Annotated in this window: 13 protein-coding genes; 11 read left to right on the top strand and 2 right to left on the bottom strand. The window is 41.4% G+C overall.

Annotation, left to right across the window (positions count from 1 at the left end; all coding sequences use genetic code 11):
* The first annotated feature begins 87 nt into the window (after positions 1–87).
* Positions 88–477, top strand: coding sequence for a cupredoxin domain-containing protein (locus QF028_RS14715; protein WP_429466475.1), 390 nt, complete (start codon positions 88–90; stop codon positions 475–477).
* A gap of 81 nt (positions 478–558) precedes the next feature.
* Here the strand turns inward: QF028_RS14715 and QF028_RS14710 are convergent, their stop codons facing one another.
* Positions 559–720 carry a DUF3231 family protein gene (locus QF028_RS14710; RefSeq protein ID WP_429466473.1) on the bottom strand — a complete coding sequence of 54 codons (162 nt, stop codon included), beginning with the start codon at positions 718–720 and terminating at the stop codon, positions 559–561.
* A 249-nt stretch (positions 721–969) separates the two neighbouring features.
* Between QF028_RS14710 and QF028_RS14705 the strand changes: the two genes are divergently transcribed.
* The 8 genes from QF028_RS14705 (at position 970) to queE (ending at position 10,665) form a co-directional block, all read left to right on the top strand.
* A complete protein-coding gene (locus QF028_RS14705) occupies positions 970–1,677 on the top strand; it encodes a DNA alkylation repair protein (protein ID WP_429466471.1) in 708 nt (235 codons plus the stop codon).
* Positions 1,678–2,009: 332 nt separating this feature from the next.
* A complete protein-coding gene (locus tag QF028_RS14700; protein ID WP_429466469.1) occupies positions 2,010–2,585 on the top strand; it encodes a hypothetical protein in 576 nt (191 codons plus the stop codon).
* 135 nt (positions 2,586–2,720) lie between these two features.
* On the top strand, positions 2,721–3,779 hold the full coding sequence (locus QF028_RS14695; protein ID WP_429466467.1) for a PrsW family intramembrane metalloprotease: 1,059 nt from the start codon (positions 2,721–2,723) through the stop codon (positions 3,777–3,779).
* 368 nt (positions 3,780–4,147) lie between these two features.
* The gene (locus QF028_RS14690) at positions 4,148–7,330 is read left to right on the top strand and encodes a glycoside hydrolase (RefSeq protein WP_429466465.1); all 3,183 of its coding nucleotides are present in this window, start codon (positions 4,148–4,150) and stop codon (positions 7,328–7,330) included.
* 192 nt (positions 7,331–7,522) lie between these two features.
* Entirely contained in the window at positions 7,523–8,554 is a 1,032-nt protein-coding gene (locus QF028_RS14685) for a LacI family DNA-binding transcriptional regulator (RefSeq protein ID WP_429466463.1), read from the top strand.
* A 252-nt stretch (positions 8,555–8,806) separates the two neighbouring features.
* On the top strand, positions 8,807–9,460 hold the full coding sequence (gene queC, locus QF028_RS14680) for a 7-cyano-7-deazaguanine synthase QueC (RefSeq protein WP_215013898.1): 654 nt from the start codon (positions 8,807–8,809) through the stop codon (positions 9,458–9,460).
* A gap of 3 nt (positions 9,461–9,463) precedes the next feature.
* The gene (queD, locus tag QF028_RS14675) at positions 9,464–9,940 is read left to right on the top strand and encodes a 6-carboxytetrahydropterin synthase QueD (RefSeq protein WP_429466461.1); all 477 of its coding nucleotides are present in this window, start codon (positions 9,464–9,466) and stop codon (positions 9,938–9,940) included.
* Positions 9,937–10,665, top strand: a complete 729-nt coding sequence (queE, locus tag QF028_RS14670) for a 7-carboxy-7-deazaguanine synthase QueE (protein WP_429466459.1) — start codon at positions 9,937–9,939, stop codon at positions 10,663–10,665. Before queD ends, queE begins: the two co-directional genes overlap by 4 nt.
* A gap of 122 nt (positions 10,666–10,787) precedes the next feature.
* Here the strand turns inward: queE and QF028_RS14665 are convergent, their stop codons facing one another.
* Positions 10,788–11,204: a DUF1284 domain-containing protein gene (locus tag QF028_RS14665; protein ID WP_429466457.1), complete on the bottom strand. Its 417-nt coding sequence runs from the start codon at positions 11,202–11,204 to the stop codon at positions 10,788–10,790.
* Between the two features lie 691 nt (positions 11,205–11,895).
* On the opposite strand from QF028_RS14665, the gene QF028_RS14660 reads away from it, so the two are divergent.
* Both QF028_RS14660 and QF028_RS14655 read left to right on the top strand, forming a co-directional pair.
* Complete coding sequence (locus QF028_RS14660; RefSeq protein WP_429466455.1) at positions 11,896–13,434, top strand: NADH dehydrogenase subunit 5; 1,539 nt, start codon at positions 11,896–11,898, stop codon at positions 13,432–13,434.
* Positions 13,431–16,043, top strand: a complete 2,613-nt coding sequence (locus QF028_RS14655) for a DUF2309 domain-containing protein (RefSeq protein ID WP_429466453.1) — start codon at positions 13,431–13,433, stop codon at positions 16,041–16,043. The genes QF028_RS14660 and QF028_RS14655 overlap by 4 nt, the downstream gene beginning before the upstream one ends.
* Positions 16,044–16,215 lie beyond the last annotated feature (172 nt).

Below are 16,215 nucleotides of genomic sequence, written 5' to 3'. Positions count from 1 at the left end.
CTATTTGATACACGTTGGAACTCAAATTAAAGTGATAAAATTGTATCAATTGGAAAACAATAGTGCTTAGGAAAGGAGGGATTGAGAATGTCTGTGAAAAAGTGGTTAACTGGATTGGTCGTTATGTTTGGGATGATTTTGGTTATGACAACTCCAGGCTCACTTGATGTATTCGCTGAATCCGGCGTCGTAACACGGCCTGTTGAGACAGTGAAAGCGATAGAGGTCGAGTTGCATGATGATTCCTTTAATCCGAGTGTCATCACGATTCCGAATGGAAAAACGACAACGCTGATTTTGAAAAACCAAGGTAAGAAAAAGCACACCTTCACAGTGGAAAAGCTCAGTATTGACACCGAAGTCCAGCCGGGAAAAGAAAAAACTATTACCGTGAATCCGAAGAATCCTGGTACATATGACTTGATATGTAGGTACCATTTCCAGGAAGGTATGGTTGGAAAAGTAATTGTCAAATAACAAGCAGGGCCAATCGGCCTTGCTTGTTTACAAGATTAGAAAGTATAAATTTCGACTTTGAAAATTGTCCAGTCCAGCGCCCTAGCGGCTAGTGTCTAATATAGGTTTTATTTCTTTGTCTTCAACAATTTTAAGAAAATATTTATAAACGCATATTGCCATACTATCACCCATATACTGATGCCAAAGAGCAGAAATTTCCGCAGCGGATATGTTTCTCTTTGTTTTCCCGAAAATCCCCAAAAGAAATTCCCTCCTATTACTCTCAAGTTTTGTTTCGTTCGTTATTCCAAAATTATTTTATGGTATTTTTTGCAAAGTATACGAATTCCTTTTTAATCGGAAAAAACACATAGTAGTAGCCTTACTCTATTCACTTCACTTAATTCATAGTAAAATTTATAAAAATGGGTGTAGTTGAATGCCATGATCAAAAGGATAAAAAGTAGGATTGTTCATTTTGATGGATGAAAAGGAAGGAAGTGCAAAACGATGGATTTCGAAATGGTTATGCAGGAACTGGAAGCGCTTGGCAAGGAACGAATGAAAAGGACTTACATAAGCAATGGTGCACATGAGCCGGTTTTTGGGGTGGCTACAGGTGTAATGAAGCCGCTCGCAAAGAAAATCAAGAAAAATCAGCCTTTAGCCGATCAGCTTTACGCCACCGGGAACTATGATGCCATGTATTTTGCCGGCATCATAGCGGACCCAATGGTAATGACTGAGGCAGATTTTGAGCGTTGGATGGATGGGGCGTATTTTTATATGCTTTCCGATTATGTGGTTGCTGTAACGTTGGCTGAAACTGATATTGCGCAAGATGTTGCCGATAAATGGATCGCAAGTGGTGAAGAACTTAGAATGTCGGCAGGCTGGAGCTGTTACTGCTGGCTTTTGGGTAATCGACCGGATAGTGAATTTAGCGCCAGCAAGATTGCCAGTATGCTTGATCAGGTGGAAAATATGATTCACGATTCTCCTGAACGAACAAAATCCGCTATGAATAATTTTATCTACACAGTAGGAATTTCCTATTTGCCACTCCATGATAAGGCGGTTGAAACTGCAAAGGCAGTCGGCCCAGTAGAAATCAAACGGGACAAGAAAAAAAGCAGTATTTTGCTTGCTTCCGAAAATATTCAAAAGGAAATAGATCGAGGGAAACTTGGTTTTAAACGCAAATATGTAAGGTGTTAGCCTAGTTTGTAGTGTAACTAATCTAACTAAGAATGAGAGCTTCATACATAATGTATAGGCTTTAAAGCAATACAATAAAAAATGGCTTAGTATTCACTTTACTGAGCCATTTTTTTATGACGAAAATCTTAAGCAAAATTCGATATCAGTGGAGCTGCATTTTCGAATACACGACAAATTATTCATTCTATTATGGGACTATATAATTAAAAATCCTGAAAGGTGAGGAATTTTGGAAGAATTAGCAGGATTTTTGATTTTAATAAAGGAATATATTATATAATTTCGAATTATTCATTAATTTTATCAAGATATGAAAGAGGGTATACGATATGATTGAAAATTTCTTTGCTGATTATAAAAACTATATTGTTGTACCGGAAGATGAAAGACAAGTTGGAAATAAAGTATTTGATCCCAAAAATTTTGAAGCCTATTATATACTAACACTGTCCATTTTTGATTCCCGTTTATCGACCTGGAAAGATGCAAGTAAATTTGAAATTGATGTTGAAAAAAGTATCAAAATAGTTCTGAGAGATTTCAATCAAATGGAGCGTGAGAAGTACCATCTTCAATTACTAGAATTTGATAAGTATAAAAACTATTTTATCTTGGCCCTTTCTTCTAAAACAAAATTTAATCCAGGGGAAGAAAAGGATCGTATTAATGAGCTCATTGATAAAAAAGTAACGAATCCATTTTATGTTGGGCAAAATTGGTTCAACCTCATTGGTGATAAAGGAAGAGTTGCCCGTAAACTCTTTTGCTGCTCCTTTAAGGAATATATGACCCAGGACCAAAACCATTTAAAAAGGGAAGAAAAATATGAAAACATCAGTGAATTCATCCCTAAAAAAGGAGAAATGAAGCTGATTAAAAGCTCGTTGAAAAAGGATATTCTCTAACTGCACAGGTAACCGGTGACTTGCCTTGGCAGGTCAGCGGATTTTTGTGGATAGAACGTGTATTCAAATAATTTACCTATTATTGGGCATCCTCTATTTGAGGATGTTTTTGCTAACCAAGAGGGGTGAAGTTTTTTGAAATGCCCGCAATGTGTTTATACCAATCCAGATGGTGTGAAATTCTGCTTAAGCTGCGGAGAAAAGTTTATTAAAAATAACACACAAGAGAATGAAAATAGCTTTTTTTATGAGTTTGCCCATTACGTAGATATGGTCCCAAGATTCCAACGATCGATTGAACCAAAATTTCAAAACATATTTTCGCGTGTTTTCCATAATCATAGCGAACTGGAAGCGGACCGGCTGTTTATCGTAGGAACTGCGCTTACGACACCAAAAATTTCGGAAGTGAAGGACACCTGGCCAAAACCATGGCTTTTTGCAAGGGTATTCATCATTTCGCTTCTTGCATTCGCAGGATTTTACCTAGGTGTGAGCTATTTTAGAAATGTGAACTTTATACCCGGACTCATTATTGTTGGTGCTTTTGCTGTTCCGTTTACAACGTTAATCTTCTTCTGGGAGATGAATGCTCCGCAAAATATTGCCTTTTATCGAGTGATATACGTCGTGATGATCGGTGGGATTCTCTCCATGTTAGTCGCACTCGTGTTTTTCGATATTCTGAAAAACATTATTAATCCGATTACGATTGGAATTGCTGAGGAGCTTGCCAAAGCAATAACGGTGATTACGTTTGTTCGATACCGAAAATACAGATATATTTTAAACGGCCTTCTCATCGGTGCAGCAGTCGGAGCAGGTTTTGCAGCGTTCGAAACAGCTGGGTATGCTCTAAGGGCACTGCTTTCTGGAGATGGTGCAACTCTCTACAACACGATCCTATGGCGAGGGATCTTTGCTCCTGGCGGACATATTGCCTGGGCTGCTCTGACTGGTGCATCATTCTGCAGAGTTCAAGGGGACGAGCCATTTAAATTTAACATGCTATTCCGCTTTAGGTTTTTACGCGTCTTTATCTTAGTGGTTTTAATGCATGCAGTATGGGACACCCCTATAACAGGAATGTTCCCCTTCGGACAGATTTTTCTAATGCTAGCTTCATGGGTAGTTGTCTTCCTGCTTATCCGTGCTGGCCTTAAGGAGATTGGAGAAAGAAAAATAAATGTTTAAGGAGCAGAGGAGAGTTCTTCTGTTTCTTTTTTTATATTAAGCAAATGTCTTTGGAGTCCCTAAGTCCTATTTTATATAGGAACAATGAACCGAAATTTTCCTTTCGTATTGACAGCATCCATGGCAAATTTTATATTAATACTCAAGATAAGTATTCAGAATTAACAGACATCTTTTTTATAAAGAAACCGGTTTCTATGTAAAAAAATAACAGCACGTATCCTTATATAAAATTTATTCATACAAAACTACTTGATATATTTTTTTTCGTTAGTATGGAAACCGGTTTCTATACCAATAACCATTTGGGAGGTGATCATAAACGTAACTGTCTTAATCTAGGAAAATAGTAAAAGGGGGATACAAACATGGCAAAAAATAATTTTAAACAAATGGCTAAAAAGGTTTTAACATGCGGCTCGGCCGCTGCCCTTACCTTTAGTCTGCTCGCATCTGCCTCAACTAAGGGATCTGCCGCTGAAGTAAATCCATCGAGCACAGTAACAGAAACGGTGAAATTAGACCCAAGCTACCAACAGGCACCATTTGATGGTTGGGGAACGGCCCTTGTATGGTTTGCCAATATTACGGGCGGCTGGCCCGATGAAATCAAAAACCAAGTAGCTGATGCCCTTTATGGCAAGGATGGACTTAATTTTAATATTGCTCGTTATAATATAGGCGGTGGTGATTCACCAGAAACCACTCCATACATGCGTCTTGGCGGAGCAGTCCCAGGTTATTGGAATCGGCCTGCTGAATTTGGTCCGCCAAATGGAAACACAGAAGGCTGGACAGAGCCGACAAATTGGTGGGACCCAAAAAATCCTGACCATTGGAATTGGAACGCTGATGCCAATCAACGCTGGTGGCTGACGGCAGCTAAGTCTAGAGGAGCAGATACGTTTGAGGCCTTTTCAAACTCGGCACCATACTTTATGACTCAAAGTGGATACGTATCTGGAAACTGGGATTCAAATAAGGATAACCTGAAGCCTGATCAATACACGAATTTTGCCAGCTACTTAACAGGAGTTGTGGACCATATACAGCAAGAAACAGGCATTCAATTTAAAACGCTTTCACCGGTAAATGAACCCAATACTAACTATTGGGGAGCCAAGGGCAGACAGGAAGGATCACACTGGGCACCGGCATCACAAGCGAAAATGATTAATGAGGTGAAAACACAATTAACCGAAAAAGGTTTGAATACCGTTGTCTCGGCAATGGACGAAACCAATCCATCAAAATTTCGATCCAATTGGGATGCCTACAATACGGAAACCCGAAATAATATTGGGCAGTTGAATGTACATACGTACGGAACGGGAGAAAGAAATGGTGCCAGAGATATTGCCAAGGGTGCGGGGAAAAAACTATGGATGTCGGAGGTTGACCTAAGTGTCGGCGGCCAGAACCATGAGGACATCAAGCCAGGGCTTGCTATATCGGAAAGAATCCAGGCGGATATCCAGCAGCTCGAGCCGGAAGCATGGGTGCTTTGGCAAGCAGTGGAAGATGAGGTAAACATGAGGCCTGAGCATGAAAATGGCAACTGGGGTCTGATTCAGGTTGATTTTGCCGCAAAGGATTTCAGCAATTTTAAAATATACAAAAATAAAAAATACTACGCAGTGGGCAACTACAGTAAATTTATCCGCCCTGGCGACCAGTTTATCAACACAAACAACCAAAATACTTTGGCCGCCATTGATACGAAAGATAACTCCGTTGTCGTCGTTTATACCAATTCATCTGCGGAACAAAAAGTAGTCGACTTTGACTTATCTGGATTTGAAACGATAAATGGTACAGCTTCGGCAACGCCATATGTAACATCGGCCACCGATAATTTGCAGAAAAAAGAAGACATCAAGGTAAAAGATGAAAAATTAGCAGCGGTGGTTCCCGCACAATCGATTACAACATTCGTCGTATCCGGTGTTTCTGGAGTCAACAAGGATGACGGTTTCTTAAATAATCATGATAAATACAAAATTAGCAATCTAAATAGTGGAAAGGTCCTGGATATCACTCAGGATGGCAAGATAGTGCAAAAATCCTATGACCGCGATAAAGCGAGCCAGCAATGGAGCCTTCAAAAAGTGACCAATGGATACAGCTCCAAGGAATTATATAAAATCGTCGACACCAACAGTGGCAAAGTAATTGGTGTAGAAAATGGGTCCGCTGTGGAACAAACCTATCAAAACACTGTCAGCCAAAAGTGGATGTTATCCACCTCAGGCAATCAGCAATACACGTTCATTAACGCAGCAAACGGTCAGCTGCTGGAAGTTGGCGGCGCGTCAACAAAAGAAGATGCTGGTGTGGACGTCTGGTCAGCGAATGCTGGAAAGAATCAGAGTTGGAAAATCGACAAGTCCGGAATTGTAGAAATTGAGCCTGCCAATGTCGTTGTAACGAAGAAAAAAATCGCACCGGAACTGCCACAGGAGATAACTGCTATTTACGGTGACGGGAAAAAAGTGCAAAAAGCGGTCCAATGGGAGCCGGTTGACCCTGATCAATATGACAGGGAAACCATTTTTACCGTGAAGGGCAAGGTAGAAGGAACGAACATCTCGGCAGTTGCCAATGTTACCGTCAGCAAAGTGGAAAGTGTCGAACCAATTAAAGTGAAAACTGTACCAGGTAAAGCGCCGGAACTGCCTGATTTTGTTCCTGCTAAACTTGAAATCGGTACAGAAGGAAACGTACGTGTGAATTGGGAAACGATAGACCCAAGCAAGTATGAAACGCTTGCCAAATTTACCGTAAAAGGCTCGATTCCGTATAGTCCGGTTAAAGTAACTGCCAATGTGCAAGTCACCAAACCGGCATTGCAGAACATTGCCTTAAACCTTCCCGGCTCTGGACAAGAGTTTCCAAAGGCAACCGCTTCCTTTACAGGACAGTATGATAAAGCCGCAAATGTTAACGATGGTGATATCTCTTCCATTCGCTGGACGAATTGGGATCCAAACAGCTGGAGGTCAGAAGATTGGGTAGCAATTGATTTTGGGGGTGAAGACACTATTTCTAAACTCGATTTCCATTTTTATGATGATGGGGGTGGAACGAGACCACCAGCATCCCTACAGCTTGAGTACTGGAATGGTACCGAATGGAAGGCCATCGACGGTACCCAATTAGATGTGAATGCGAAAAAGGACTTAACGGTGAACTTTGTACCAGTGACCACATCGAAGGTCCGAGTGGTGATGAAAGCGATGCCGAATACATGCATTGCGATTTCGGAAATTGAGGTATTTGGAAAAGGAGATGTCACGAAGGCTGAACCAAGCATTGGCGATGATTCAACGCTTGAGAGCATCTTAATCGATGGGAAGCCGCTAAAGGACTTCCAATCTGACCAATTTACTTATGATGTGATGGAAAAAGCATCGAAATCTCCTGTTGTTACAGCAGTAACCAACGACCTATTTGCCTCTTATCAGGTATCTGAAGAAGAGGACGCTGCTGTGATCACAGTAAAATCGGAGGATGGGCTCCGGACTGAAACCTATTCTGTTAAATTTAGATAATATAATTAGTCATAGTTGAGGATGCTGTAGTCCGCAACTATGACTTTTTATTGCCGTTTTTCCCCCCCGCCTTCACGTTCACCCTATCGACTACCATTTTTCTATTAAAATAGATTACAATTGGAAGAAAGATACTTAAGATAAAACCGATTAATATATTTAGGTTTATATCTCTAAGAAGGGGGGCTTCAGTTGGACAAAAAAACGTTTACCATCTATGATATTGCCGAAGCCACAAATGTATCTCCGGCAACTGTATCGCGGGTCCTAAATGGTAATTATCCAGTCAGCAAAAAAACAAAAGAGAAGGTGCTGGCGAAAATACAGGAATATAATTTTCAGCCAAACAGTATTGCAAGAAGTTTATCAAAAAAAGAAACAAAGATGATTGGGCTGATTTTGCCAGACATCACGAATCCATTCTTTTCAAGCTTCTGCATGGAATTGGAGAAATACGCTCAAAAAAAGGGATATACGATATTCTTATGTAATTCTATGAATGATAGCAAGATGGAGTCCGTTTACCTAAAGGTTCTCTCGGAACGCCAGGTCGAAGGGATCATCATGATGGGCGGCCGGATTAACAAATCGTTAACGGATGCGGAAGAGGCCTCTGAGGTGCAGGAGGTTATGAAAAAGATCCCTATTTTGATGGTCAACGGAGAGATGGCCGGTGTCGATTGTTATAAAGTGAAATCCGATGAGCTGTTGGGTATGAAGATGATTGTCGAGCATTTAGTCGAAATGGGGCACAAAAAAATTGGCTTGCTGGGAGGAAAGCAGGGGATCACTTCTACCGATATAAAAGTAGAGGGATTCAGGCAGCTCCTGATGGAAAATGGTCTGGTTTATCATCCTGAATGGCATATATACAGCGGTTTTTCAGTAGGAAGCGGTCAAAAGGCGATGAACAAGCTACTGGGAAACAAGGCAATGCCTACGGCCATTATTTGTATAAATGATATGATTGCCTCCGGAGCTTTAGTTGCGTGCAATCATCAAAATATCGACCCCAAGAAATTTGCCTTTGTAGGCTATGATGATTCGTTTGTTGCAGATATCTTGACGCCGAGCCTTACTTCCATAAACCATGATTACGAAAAACTTGGAACGGTGGCACTAGATTTAATTATTAACGCAAAAAATGAGCAAGAAGCACCGGAAGTTACAAAAGAAGTAACCATTGAACCCTTTCTCACCAAGAGGAACTCCACTGATTGGTGACTACCATGCTGCTGGCAGGAAGAATTATGCTGGTGACTTCGTTATACTTCAAGTCATTGACTCGAAAAATGTCGACAAATAGGTGAAAAAATTGAAAAAATGGTTTATAATCATTTAGTCATTTAAAATTATATAGTTCGCATTTTGCGAAAGTGGTTCTAGCCCCCCACATTAAAAAAACTAAGATGAAGCAGCACTTCTATCTTGGGGTGCTGTTTTTTTCTATTTGAAAGGAAGTATTTGATATACATGTTGAAAAATGAAAAGGCAATTGTTGTGTTTAGTGGTGGACAAGACAGCACCACTTGTTTATTTTGGGCATTAAAGCAATTTAAAGAAGTAGAAGTAGTTACGTTTGATTACAATCAACGGCATAGTTTAGAAATTGAATGTGCCAAAAATATAGCCAATGAACTTGGTGTGAAACACCATATTTTAGATATGTCCTTATTAAATCAACTAGCCCCTAATGCATTAACACGTTCAAATATTGAGGTGACTGATGGCGGCGAAGGGGAACTGCCGTCTACATTTGTGCCAGGCCGTAACCTGTTATTCCTGACTTTCGCAGGTGTTTTAGCACGTCAGATCGGTGCTAAGCATTTAGTCACCGGTGTTTGCGAAACAGATTTCAGCGGGTACCCAGATTGTCGTGATATTTTTATCAAATCACTGAATGTCACTTTAAATCTATCGATGGACGATAATTTTGTCATTCATACGCCATTAATGTGGTTAAACAAAGCAGAAACATGGGCGATGGCAGACGATTTAGGCGCGTTTGAATTTGTTCGTGAAAAAACATTAACCTGCTACAATGGTGTGATTTCGGATGGATGTGGAGAGTGCCCAGCTTGCGTCTTAAGAAAAAGAGGGCTTGATGACTTTCTTAATGGGAGGTTTTAAACGATGGGTTTCAGAATCGTTGATAAACTTCAGAAGATAAATGAGGACATTCAACCTCATCAATTAAAATATCATTCAAAGCGTGTACTAGTGAGCAAAGAGTTTACCTTTGATGCTTCACACCACTTGCATTGCTATGAAGGGAAATGCAAGAATTTGCACGGCCATACGTACAGAGTTATTTTTGGATTAAGTGGTTTTGTTGATGAACGCGGCTTAATGATCGACTTTGGCGATATTAAAGACATTTGGAAAAATGAAATCGAAATCTATCTTGATCATCAATACCTAAACGAAACCCTTCCATCGATGAATACAACAGCTGAAAACATGGTTGTCTGGATATATGAGAAAATGAAAGATGCCTTAGCAACAGAAGATCGTAGGGACCAATATCATGGAGCAAGAGTGGAATTTGTCCGTCTGTTTGAAACTCCAACAAGCTATGCAGAAGCGAGAAGGGAGTGGATGGAAGAATGAGTAAGATTCCTGTATTAGAAATTTTTGGCCCAACCATTCAAGGAGAAGGCATGGTCATTGGTCAAAAGACAATGTTTGTTCGGACAGCCGGCTGTGATTATTCATGCAGCTGGTGTGATTCTGCCTTTACATGGGATGGCAGTGCCAAAGAAGATATTCAGCAAATGACCGCTGAAGAAATTTGGGATGAATTGAAAAGAGTCGGTGGGGACAATTTCTCGTTTGTGACGATCTCAGGGGGAAATCCGGCGCTGTTGAAAAACTTAGATGTGTTTATCGATTTATTAAAAGAAAAAGACATCAAAATTGGCATCGAAACACAAGGCAGCAGATGGCAGGACTGGTTCCTAAACGTTAATGAACTGACCATTTCACCAAAGCCGCCGAGCTCCAACATGGTAACCAATTTTGAAATATTAGATTCTATTTTTCAAAATTTAAACGACAATGATTTTAAACATCAAGTGAGTCTAAAAGTAGTCATCTTCGATGATGCCGATCTTGAGTATGCGAAAATGGTTCATAACCGGTATGCGGATATTCCTTTTTATCTCCAGGTTGGGAACGATGATATTACGAATTTCAATAATAATGAATTGATTCAAAAACTACTGTTGAAATATGAGTGGTTAGTCAATTGTGTGGTTGCTGACCCTCAATTGAATGATGTAAAAGTATTACCACAATTGCATGCGCTTCTTTGGGGAAATAAGCGGGGAGTGTAAGGACAGGGACCATGAAGGACCATGGGATCATGGGGACGACGGTTCTACTGGCTTTTTTGGACAAGGAAAGAGATTAAAAAAGGCCAAAAGAACCGTCCCTGTGGGCATTGAATAGATGAAGCTTATTGAATTTTTCTTAAGCCCTTCCCATCATGAATCTCTCGAATACCTTCCTCGCAAACCCCGTAAGAACGCCAAGAACAAGTTTCACAGACAACTTGAATATCGGCGGGGATGACATGTTCTAGGATACGGGACTCAATATCCTCCCATCTAAGAATTTGTCCGATTTTAAGGTTCATTTTGTCTAAAATAACGGCATCTCTTTCATCGATCTGGTCGTCTTGGCAATGGTATTCACCTGAATTAGGGAACTTTTCACACAACTGATCTGGTCCCTTTACAAGCAGAATCAACGTATTTGGGTTGGTTCTCAAGGTTTGATGCAAAAGCGTCATATTTTCCACGTATTCTTGGGAATAGCCCATTCCCCGATAGCCTAGAAGGCAAAAAAGATGATGTCCTCGCAGCTTATACATTATTCTCCCCCAGTTTGTTTACGCCCTTTTGATTTTAAAAGTAAACTATAATTGTTATTTGGTTAACATCTATAGGGTTTATCATACCAAATCAATGTAACCGATCCAATTGAAAATTTATTTGTGGTGGTAACTCCTATTAAAATGAAATAATTAAAAAGAGCAAGTTGCGTTCAGAGGATGCATTAGTTAAGACTTTAAAAGGGCGTATAAAGGCATTGGAAGAAGAGAACAAACAATTAAAGGATCAAGTTCAAAAGTTATATGGCAGAAATTCACAATAAGTAAGTTTGGACCAAATTTTAACTTGACAGAATGTTTGATAAATAGTAACATTACTACCATAAATTAATTGTTTAATTGATTCTCTAAATAAATAGATTACTTTAGCATGAGGTTAATAACTTTCTATTGACTATATGAAAAAGTAAATATATATTAAAGAGGACAAACTGTAATTATACTTCCTTATTGGAAGAAAGAAAATTACATAATTAGGTAGACTATTAAAAGGCCTGGCTGGGCCCGTTAAAAGTAAACCGACAATTTTCAAAGTTTAATGGATTTAACCATTATGCTTAAAAAATTGTCGGTTTTTTTGTTTTTAAAAATAAAACAGAAAGGAATGTAGCGTAATGAAGGAAATCGGTCAAAGTCATATTTTCGGAATGATGGTTTCTTCCATACATCGATGGGGGGAAGTAAAATGTTAATTTCTCTGCCAGAAATATTTTTTGGATTGCTTGCCATATCGGTCCTTAGCGCGCTATTCCTGTTATACCCAAGGGTTCCGCTGTCTTTTGTTCGGCTTCACGTCGGTGTCACATTGCTGCCCCCAATCGCTGCCCTGCTGGCCCTTGTTACGAACAATGAGACCATGATTTATGGCCCTTGGCGGCTTGATTCCTTATCATGGCTGCTGGCCTTGTTTGTCCTTACCATCGGTTTTATCGTGCAGCGCTATTCTGTTCGTTACTTACTCGGTGATCGTTCCTATCGAAAATATTTTGCTCTGCTGACGATTACTACTACTGCTGATTCAGGTGTCTGGCTAAGTAATGACCTTCGCCTGCTGCTGGTTTGCTGGGGGGTTACACTCCTAGGACTGACTTTGCTTATAAGATTAAAAAAAGAGTGGAGTGTTGCTAGAAACGCTGCTAAGCAATCCGGCCGTCTGTTTGCACTAGGCTGGCTTATCCTGTTGGGAGCTGTCGTCTGGATCACCCAAACCACAGGGCATTGGCAGCTGTCGCTCGTCCTCACCAAAAGCAGTCTTGCACAGCTTGATTCATGGGAAAGGACTTGCATTAACCTGCTACTAATCTTGGCTGTCGTGATTCCGGCAGCACAATGGCCTTTCCAACGCTGGCTGTTAGATTCAGTAGTGGCTCCAACGCCTGTCTCCGCGGTAATGCATGCGGGATTAGTGAATGCAGGCGGAATTATCTTGACTCGATTTTCACCGCTTTTTAGCGGAGATATAGCCCAAATTGTTTTGCTTCTATTGTCCAGTGTTTCAGTCATGATAGGGACGGGAATTATGCTGGTCCACGTTGATTATAAACGGCAGCTGGTCGGGTCTACGATTGCACAGATGGGGTTCATGTTAATCCAATGTGCATTAGGTGCTTATTTGGCAGCCATTATCCACGCTGTCTTACATGGTCTATTCAAATCAACCCTTTTCTTACAGGCTGGCTCTGCGCTTCATCACCACGAGGAGCCAACCTCCGGGACGAACCAGCAAACATCATTATTATGGACAATTACTGGCGGGATTTTAGGCCTCCTGGTGGCAATTGGCCTTTGGATGTCTTCTCCTGGAGAGGGTTATCAATTGATAAGCGCTCTTACCTTAGGATGGTCAGTTTCATTTGCCTGGACCCAGCTCGTGGCTTTTGGATCCGGACGTATCGGGCGCATAGCAGGATTTTCTTTGTTTGCAGGAGCGGCAATTGTATACAGTTTGGTACATGATGCTTTTTATGGTGTGTTACAAGATACAATCCCGAAAGGAATTCAACCACCGGCACCAGCAGCCATTTTGCTACTGATTATCTTATTGGCCGGAAGTGCTGCAGGTGTACGGCTGGCTCGTCATCGTTCATCAACTGCCTATGTTCTCATTTATCTTTGGCTTGTACGATTAGGTGAGCCTCAAAATGATTTGGTCGAAAGTCATCCTAAGCATTTGACACAATCATTCTTTAGAGGAGGTCATTTACGATGAATACAACATTAGCAAAAACATTACATTGGGAAAAGCTGCCTGATACCCTCGATTTTGATCTTAATGACTTGGTGAAATCCGCCAGCAGCGTCATTGTACCGCTCGGGCCTATTAACACATTTGCAGCACGCAACCCCTGGGTAGGCTTAGAGGGACAACCGTTTGAAAAAATGGCACGCCGGCTCAAAGATACTTGTGATATAGATATCTACCCCAATGATTCCGTATTTCAGTCTGCACGGAATCGAGGAGAGATTCATCAGGATTTTTTAGAAAAGGGATTTCAACATTGGCTAAACTCACAGTCTTTGGAGTTGCCGCGGGAGGTCGCAGAGCGGTTTTGCCGGGCTGCACTTTTACAGAATCAACCATATTCAAGTACTTTGGAAGCACCTGAGTTAAAAAGCATGGCAAGAAAACTAAACCGTTTTACATCCCAAATGACAGAAAAACATTCGGTCAAAACCTATAGTCAGCGCTTGGAACAACTGGGAAGGGTGAATGCAGCACACGAACTTAACAGCCATATGATCAAGTGGTGTAAATTGTTTTTGGATAAGTCCCAGGCTGTCTGGTCGATGCCTAATCGGGAAGAAGGTTTCTATCATGCGTGGCGGAAACTAGTCCAGCATGACCCGGCACTTAGCCGTAAGGTACGTAAACAACTAAGTGAGTTGCCGGTAGAAGCAGACGCTGCCTTAATGGAAGTTTTGCTCGAATTCGAAATTCCTTTTTCAGAAATTCAAGACTATTTTGAAGCACATTTCCTTGCTTTGCCGGGCTGGGGAGGAATGATGCTTTGGCGCTCACAGCAATCAGCCGAAGAAACTTCACTGCTGCTTGACTATTTAGCTGTACGAATTTCGATGGAATGGGCTTTAGTTAAACCCTGTCTTCCCATGCCTGAAAAAAGAAATGATAAAGTAAATCTAGAACCATTAATTGCAGCTTGGGCGGAATGGGGGAACCTGCCAATCAATGCTTGGTTACAGTTATCCTCTACAGAAATAAAGGCACGTTTGGCCCTTGCGTATCGTTTTGATAAGATTCTACGCAATCGGCTTTTGCTTGAAGCATGGGAAAAAACATATGAAGACCAATTAAAGACGATGATTACATCCCAACAGCCTGCTGTAGCCGCAGAAAATGTAAAGCCGGCACTCGCTCAATTTGTATTTTGTATTGATGTGCGTTCAGAGCCTTTTCGCCGCAAACTTGAAAAAGCAGGAGATTTTGAGACCTTTGGAACAGCAGGCTTTTTCGGATTGCCGATTGAAACCTGCGAGCTTGGCAGTAACCACACGCATAACTCTTTGCCGGTAATGTTTAAACCGCAATACAAAGTAAAAGAGTTTTCACCAGAGTTTGAATCCTTTCAACAACGGCATCAGGTAGTCAGTTCACTCGGTTATACATTTAAAACGATGAAACATAATATGGTTTCCAGCATGGTGCTTCCGGAAATTAGCGGTCCCTGGCTCAGCCTGCAAACGCTGGCTCGCAGCTTTATGCCTCGGAGTGCAGGCCGGACATTAAGTAAATTGCTCGAAACATGGCTGCATAAACCTTCCACGGAACTCTCGCTTGACTATAAGCAAAAATCGGAAACAGATCTGCCAATTGGATTTTCTGTGAAAGAAAAAGTACACTATGTACGGCAAGCACTAAAAATGATGGGACTCACCGATCAATTTGCACCACTAGTGGTTATTTGCGGACATGGAAGTCACAGCACGAACAATCCATATCGTTCCGCACTCGACTGCGGTGCATGCGGAGGAGCATCAAGCGGATTCAATGCACGGGTGCTGGCAGCCTTGTGTAATCTTCCAAACGTAAGGAAGAGCCTCGAAACAGAGGGAATTATCATTCCGAAAGATACCGTTTTTGCAGCCGCCGAGCATATTACCACACTTGATGAATTACGTTGGCTTTATGTTCCGGAACTATCAGTTGAAGCTAAGGAAGCATTTAAACGTGTCCAAGCCGAGTTGCCAAAGGCGAGTGAGGAAGCCAATGCCGAGCGGATTCCGCAATTGCCAAATCTCGGAACCCATCTCAAGAATCCGAAGGCTGAGGCGCAGCGCCTTTCAGAAGATTGGAGTGAGGTCCGTCCGGAATGGGGCTTGGCACGTAACGCTGCGTTTATCATTGGGGAACGCCGGCTGACCCAAGACTGCAATCTGGGAGGAAGAGTTTTCCTCAACAATTATAACTGGAAGAAAGATAAAAACGGTGCTATTCTCGCCAACATTATTTCCGGGCCGGCAACGGTAGCTCAATGGATTAACCTGCAATATTATGCATCTACTGTTGCCCCTCATTATTATGGCAGCGGGAATAAAACAACCCAAACCGTGACAGCCGGTCTCGGGGTCATGCAGGGGAACGCCAGTGACTTATTATCCGGACTTCCCTGGCAGTCTGTTATGAAATCGGATGAAGAGGCATATCATGAGCCACTGCGTTTGCTGGTGGTCATCCAAGCACCGAGGGGCTATGTGAAACGGATGCTGGACCACGATCATGCCTTTCATCAAAAAGTGAAAAACGGATGGATTCGGCTTGCGTCTATTGATCCGGAAGGACACTGGGAGAGTTGGTCTTAACCTCTTTCCCGGTTTATATATATATGTCCTTGTGTGAAGGCTGCTTTTCTTTCCGGCGCTTTTGTAGCAATGGTACAAAGCTTTCCGTAAGAAAGTCGTCACATGGGCGGAAAAGATTGTTTTTTAGAATATTATAGGCAATATTTGGCCATCTATGAATGTAACTATGAAA

Origin of the sequence: Neobacillus sp. B4I6, assembly GCF_050434045.1 — a bacterium.
GTDB lineage: Bacteria > Bacillota > Bacilli > Bacillales > Cytobacillaceae > Neobacillus.
Note: the sequence above shows the minus strand (reverse complement) of the source record. Positions and strands in the feature narration are given on the sequence as shown.

What these genes read in the sequence shown, in the direction of transcription:
- queE (WP_429466459.1), top strand. Translation starts at nt 9,937, where the DNA reads ATGAGTAAGATTCCTGTATTAGAAATTTTTGGCCCAACCATTCAAGGA.
- QF028_RS14665 (WP_429466457.1), bottom strand. Translation starts at nt 11,204, where the DNA reads ATGTATAAGCTGCGAGGACATCATCTTTTTTGCCTTCTAGGCTATCGG.
- QF028_RS14700 (WP_429466469.1), top strand. Translation starts at nt 2,010, where the DNA reads ATGATTGAAAATTTCTTTGCTGATTATAAAAACTATATTGTTGTACCG.
- QF028_RS14655 (WP_429466453.1), top strand. Translation starts at nt 13,431, where the DNA reads ATGAATACAACATTAGCAAAAACATTACATTGGGAAAAGCTGCCTGAT.
- QF028_RS14690 (WP_429466465.1), top strand. Translation starts at nt 4,148, where the DNA reads ATGGCAAAAAATAATTTTAAACAAATGGCTAAAAAGGTTTTAACATGC.
- QF028_RS14705 (WP_429466471.1), top strand. Translation starts at nt 970, where the DNA reads ATGGATTTCGAAATGGTTATGCAGGAACTGGAAGCGCTTGGCAAGGAA.
- QF028_RS14660 (WP_429466455.1), top strand. Translation starts at nt 11,896, where the DNA reads ATGGGGGGAAGTAAAATGTTAATTTCTCTGCCAGAAATATTTTTTGGA.
- queD (WP_429466461.1), top strand. Translation starts at nt 9,464, where the DNA reads ATGGGTTTCAGAATCGTTGATAAACTTCAGAAGATAAATGAGGACATT.
- QF028_RS14715 (WP_429466475.1), top strand. Translation starts at nt 88, where the DNA reads ATGTCTGTGAAAAAGTGGTTAACTGGATTGGTCGTTATGTTTGGGATG.